The organism is Flavobacterium sp. A45, assembly GCF_002001005.1.
Taxonomy (GTDB): domain Bacteria; phylum Bacteroidota; class Bacteroidia; order Flavobacteriales; family Flavobacteriaceae; genus Flavobacterium.
In genome coordinates, this window is sequence record NZ_MUNX01000137.1 from 1 (window position 1) to 6,301 (window position 6,301).

Below are 6,301 nucleotides of genomic sequence, written 5' to 3' on the forward strand. Positions count from 1 at the left end.
AGTGTTTTTAAAATTTAAAAAAATATTTTTTGAAGATATGTCAATTCAGAAAGGGAAATTCAGCATTATTATCAAATATTCATACCTTTTTTAATTTTATAGCAAAAATAGAACCTAAACCCCGTATTCATTAGTTATATGTTATGAAATCTTTAATTTTGTAGAAAAAAATATCAAGCATGAGAGTTAAAGAACAAGGCCTTTATTTACCCGAATTTGAACACGACAACTGTGGCGCAGGATTTATATGTAATTTGAATGGAATTAAGTCTAATGACATTATTCATAAAGCGCTAGATATCCTTATAAAGTTAGAACATCGTGGAGCAGTAAGCTCTGATGGAAGAACTGGAGATGGTGCTGGAATCTTATTTGATATCCCACATGCATTCTTTAAGAAAGTTTGTGATTTTGAAATCCCAGAAGTTAGAGAATATGCTGTAGGAATGGTTTTTATGCCAAAAAGTCCAAACCAAGTAGCATTTTGCAAAACCACTTTTGAAGACGCTATAAAAGATCAAAATCTATCTATATTAGGATGGAGAGATGTTCCTGTTGATGTTTCTAATTTAGGACAAATTGCCGCAGAAAAAGAACCTACCGTTAAACAAGTATTTGTTGGTAAAAACGGTTTAGATATTACTGAACAGCAGTTCAATGCTAAATTATTCTTGGCCAGAAAAATTGCTGAACATAAAATTCGCAATTCAAGAACTTCGGAAAGTCATATGTTTTACTTTTCAAGCTGTTCTACTACAACTATTATATACAAAGGTCTTTTGATGCCGGAAGACATCAGCAGATACTATACTGATTTATTAGATGATGATTTAGTGACTAGACTAGCTTTGGTTCACCAACGTTTCTCTACAAACACTTTCCCTTCTTGGGATTTGGCACAACCATTTAGATATATGTGTCATAATGGAGAAATCAATACTTTAAGAGGAAACGTGAGCAGAATGCGTGCTCGTGAAGAATTGATGAAAAGTGATGTTTTTGGAGAAGATCTAAAAAAATTATTCCCAATCATCTTGGAAGGAAAATCAGATTCAGCTTCTATGGATATGGTTGTTGAGTTATTATTAATGACTGGTCGTTCTCTTCCAGAGGTAATGATGATGGTTGTTCCTGAAGCTTGGGAAAAACACAAAACCATGTCTGATGAAAAGAAAGCATTCTACGAATACAATGCCTGTATCATGGAACCATGGGATGGTCCTGCTTCTATTCCATTTACAGATGGAAACGTAATTGGAGCATTATTGGACAGAAATGGATTGCGTCCTTCTCGTTATACATTAACAAAAAGCGGTTTTGTTATCATGTCATCAGAAATTGGTGTTCTTGACATCAAGCCAGAAGATGTAGTACAACACGGAAGATTGGAACCAGGAAAAATGTTCTTGGTTGACATGAATGAAGGCCGTATCATTGAAGATGAAGAAATCAAGCATTCTGTTGTAACCAAACGTCCTTATAGAGAATGGTTAGACAACAATATGTTGCAATTGGCTCAAATTCCTTATACGAATAATCCAATTCCAACTGAAGAAACTGATTTTGAAACCAGACAGCGTTTATTTGGTTACACTATCGAAGATTTAAAAACCATCATTAATCCAATGGGTGCTCAGGGCAATGAAGCCTTGAGTTCTATGGGTAATGATACTCCTCTTGCGGTATTATCAGATCAGCCACAATTGCTGTATAACTATTTCAAACAATTATTTGCTCAGGTTACCAACCCTCCATTGGATGGTATTCGTGAAGAAATAATCACTGATACAAGTTTGGCTATTGGCGGAGATTACAACATCTTTGACATCACTGACATTCACTGTAAAAAAATTAAAATTCAAAACCCTGTTATTTCTAATGAGGATTTGGATAAAATAAGAAGCATCGAACACAACGATTTCAAATCGGTTACTATTTCTACTTTATACAAAATAGAAAAAGGGGTAAACGGTATGGAACGTGCATTAGAAAAATGTGTTCAAGCGACATTCAAAGCGGTTTCTGAAGGATGTAATATCGTTATTCTTTCGGACAGAGGCGTAAGTGAAAAAATGGCTCCAATACCAATGTTATTGGCTACTTCTTACATACATCACTCTTTGAATATTTTAAAAGTACGTTCTAAATTTGGTATCATAATCGAATCAGCAGAACCGCGTGAGCCTCATCATTTTGCTTTATTATTTGGATATGGTGCCAGCGCAATAAATCCTTACATGGTAAATGAAATTCTTCATGACCAAGTTAAACAAGGTTTTATTACAGGAGTAAAAGCTGATTATGCTATTACAAATTACAATAAAGCAATTGCAAAAGGGATTCTAAAAATCATGAATAAAATTGGTATCTCTACTTTACATTCTTATAGAGCTGCACAAATTTTTGAGATTTTAGGTTTAAACAAAACCTTTACTTCTAAATACTTCCCTTATACACCTTCAAGAATAGAAGGTATTGGTTTAATGGAAATTGAAAGAGAAGTTAAAAAGAGACACCAAAATGCTTTCCCAAAATCTAATATCGCAAACCTATTGCCATTAGAAATTGGAGGAATTTACAGATGGAGAAGAAACGGTGAAAAACACATGTTCAATCCAACTACAATTTCAAAATTACAACAAGCAGTTCGATTGAACAGCCCAGAAAGTTATAAAGAATACTCCAAAATGGTTAACGAGCAAAGTGAAAACTTGATGACCATTAGAGGTTTATTCGAATTCAACAATCTTGACCCTATTTCTATTGACGAAGTAGAACCATGGACTGAAATTGTAAAAAAATTCAAAACTGGTGCTATGTCTTACGGATCTATCAGCCAGGAAGCTCATGAGAATCTAGCGATTGCCATGAACAGAATTGGAGGTAAATCTAACTCTGGAGAAGGCGGAGAAAATCCAAAACGTTTCCAAAAAGAATTAAATGGGGATTCTAAAAACAGCGCCATCAAACAAGTAGCATCTGGAAGATTTGGAGTTTCTATTAACTACCTGACAAATGCTCAAGAGATTCAAATAAAAATGGCGCAAGGTGCAAAACCTGGAGAAGGTGGTCAATTACCTGGTGAAAAAGTTGTGCCATGGATTGCGGAAACAAGAAATTCTACTCCTTATGTAGGTCTTATCTCTCCTCCTCCTCACCACGATATTTACTCTATTGAAGATTTATCTCAATTAATTTTTGATTTAAAAAATGCCAACAGAGAAGCTAGAGTTAATGTTAAATTAGTTGCTGAAGTTGGAGTTGGAACAATCGCTGCGGGTGTTGCTAAAGCAAAAGCTGACGTTATCTTAATTTCTGGTTACGATGGAGGAACGGGTGCTGCACCATTAACATCATTACAACACACAGGTATTCCATGGGAACTTGGTCTTGCTGAAGCCCAACAAACTTTAATCTTGAATGATTTAAGAAGTCGTGTGGTTTTAGAATGTGATGGTCAATTAAAAACAGGTCGTGACGTTGCTATTGCTGCCTTGCTTGGAGCTGAAGAATTTGGATTTGCAACCGCACCTCTTGTAGCTTCTGGTTGTATCATGATGAGAGCTTGTCACTTAAATACTTGCCCAGTAGGTATTGCAACACAAGATCCTGAATTGAGAAAAAATTTCAAAGGAACACCAGAACACGTTATTAACTTCATGTACTTTATCGCCGAAGAGTTAAGAGAAATCATGGCTCAACTTGGTTTTAGAACATTGAAAGAAATGGTTGGACAATCTCAAAAATTGAATGTTAATAAAGCAATCAAACATTATAAAGCAAATGGATTGGATTTATCTAACATTCTTTATAAACCAGAGAAAGCAAAAACAGTTCCAAACCATAATACTACTACACAAGATCACGCATTAGAAAACGTACTTGACTTTGATATTATAAAAGCTGCTATTCCTTCTATTTATAGAAAAGAAAGAACTAGAGTTACTTTTGATATCAAAAATACAGACCGTTCTGTAGGCGCAATTTTAAGTAATGAAATTTCAAAAATATATGGTTCTCAAGGTTTACCGGAAGACACTATCCTTGTTGACTTTACAGGTTCTGCTGGACAAAGTTTTGGAGCTTTTGCAACTAACGGATTGTCATTTAAAATTCACGGAAACTGTAATGATTATTTAGGAAAAGGGCTTTCAGGAGGAAAATTAATTATCAAAGTACCACCTACAGCTACTTTCGTTCCTGAAGACAACATTATCATTGGTAACGTAGCTCTTTACGGTGCAATCACTGGAGAAGCCTACATAAATGGTATGGCAGGAGAACGTTTTGCCGTTAGAAACTCAGGAGCGACAGCTGTTGTAGAAGGAATTGGAGACCACGGTTGTGAATACATGACCGGAGGAACAGTAGTTGTTCTTGGTAAAACAGGCAGAAACTTCGCAGCTGGTATGAGCGGTGGTGTTGCTTATGTTTATGATGCCAAAAAGAAATTTGAAGATGGATTGTGCAATATGGAAATGGTTGCCTTAGAAACATTAGAAGATGAAGATTTAGCCAAATTAAAACGCTTAATCAAAAATCATTCGATGTATACCAATAGCCCTTTGGCGAAACGCCTTTTAGCTGATTGGGAAAACGAAAGCAAACATTTCATTAAAGTGATGCCAACAGATTACAAAAAAGCATTACAAAGATTGGCAGAAGAAAAGCAAATTGAAGAACTAATAGCACAATAGTCATGGGTAAAATAGGTGGATTTAAAGAATATAATAGAGCCGACGAAAGTAACGTTGCTGTTCTAGAAAGAGTTACAAATTATAATGAGTTTACAATTCCATTATCAAAAGAAAAAATCAAAGAACAAGGTTCCAGATGTATGGATTGCGGAATTCCTTTTTGCCACAGCTCCTGTCCATTAGGAAATTTAATTCCTGATTTTAATGACATGGTGCATCAAGAAGAATGGGAAAGTGCATTGCAGATTTTACAATCAACAAATAACTTCCCTGAATTTACAGGTCGTTTATGCCCTGCTCCTTGTGAAAAATCATGTGTATTAGGAATTATCCAAGAACCAGTTGCTATCGAAAATATTGAAAAAAATATCATCGAAAGAGGTTTTGCTGAAGGTTGGATCAAACCACAAACACCAGAAAAAAGAACAGGAAAAACAGTTGCAGTCGTTGGATCTGGTCCTGCCGGATTAGCTGCTGCACAACAATTGAATCGTGCAGGTCATACTGTTACCGTTTTTGAAAGAGACAATGCAATTGGTGGTTTATTACGTTACGGAATTCCAAATTTCAAATTAGAAAAAGCCATTATCGACAGACGTGTAAAAGTATTAGAGGCTGAAGGAATCACTTTCAAAACAAACGTGAACGTAGGTGTAAACTTTAGCGTAGAAGAATTAAATTCTTTTGATTCTATCGTTTTATGCGGTGGAGCAACCGAAAGAAGAGGATTACCTACTAAAGGCGCAGACAGCAAAGGTGTTGTTCAGGCTATGGATTTCTTGACGCAGCAAACCAAAGTATTGTACGGAGAAAAAATTGAAGACCAAGTATTAGCAACTGGAAAAGATGTAATCGTTATTGGAGGGGGAGACACAGGATCGGATTGTGTAGGAACTTCAAACAGACATGGTGCAAAATCAGTTACTAATTTTGAAATCATGCCAAAACCTCCTGTTGGAAGAAGCGAAACTACACCATGGCCATTTTGGCCGTTGCAGTTAAAAACATCTTCATCACATGAAGAGGGTTGCAACAGAAACTGGTTGATTAATACTAAAGAATTCCTTGCTAACGAAAAAGGAGAATTAGTTGGATTAAAAACCGTTGAAGTGCAATGGAAAATAACACCTGGTCAAAGACCTGAACTAATAGAAAAAGAAGGTTCAGAAAAAATCTGGCCTTGTGATTTAGCTTTGCTAGCGCTTGGATTTACTGGTCCGGAAAAAACATTAGCGGAGCAATTAGGTTTAGAAATAGATTTTAGAAGTAATTACAAAGCCACCAATTATCAAACTAATGTTCCTCATATTTTCACCGCAGGTGATATGAGAAGAGGTCAATCCTTAATTGTATGGGCCATCTCTGAAGGACGTGAAGCAGCTAGAGAAGTTGATTTATATTTGATGGGATATAGCAATTTGCCAACAAAAGGCAATGGTGATTTACCAGCTTTATAATATTTGAAATAATTAATTTAAAAATCCCTTGATATTAATTTTATCAGGGGATTTATTTTTTTAGCTAAATCAAAATTTCAATTCGTTAAAAATTTAATTATTTGACAAAATAAATGTTAACTAATTTATATTTATACTGTTTATAGG

General features: G+C 35.3%; 2 protein-coding genes. Both read left to right on the top strand.

Translation table 11 applies throughout. From position 1 onward, the window contains the following. The first annotated feature begins 179 nt into the window (after positions 1-179). Entirely contained in the window at positions 180-4,697 is a 4,518-nt protein-coding gene (gene gltB / locus B0E44_RS15945) for a glutamate synthase large subunit (RefSeq protein ID WP_077377520.1), read from the top strand. Positions 4,698-4,699: 2 nt separating this feature from the next. Next, positions 4,700-6,154: a glutamate synthase subunit beta gene (locus B0E44_RS15950; RefSeq protein WP_077377523.1), complete on the top strand. Its 1,455-nt coding sequence runs from the start codon at positions 4,700-4,702 to the stop codon at positions 6,152-6,154. The last annotated feature ends 147 nt before the right edge of the window (positions 6,155-6,301 follow it).

Excerpts from the sequence above, each read along its gene's own strand:
- gltB (WP_077377520.1), top strand. The coding sequence starts at position 180 with ATGAGAGTTAAAGAACAAGGCCTTTATTTACCCGAATTTGAACACGAC.
- B0E44_RS15950 (WP_077377523.1), top strand. The coding sequence starts at position 4,700 with ATGGGTAAAATAGGTGGATTTAAAGAATATAATAGAGCCGACGAAAGT.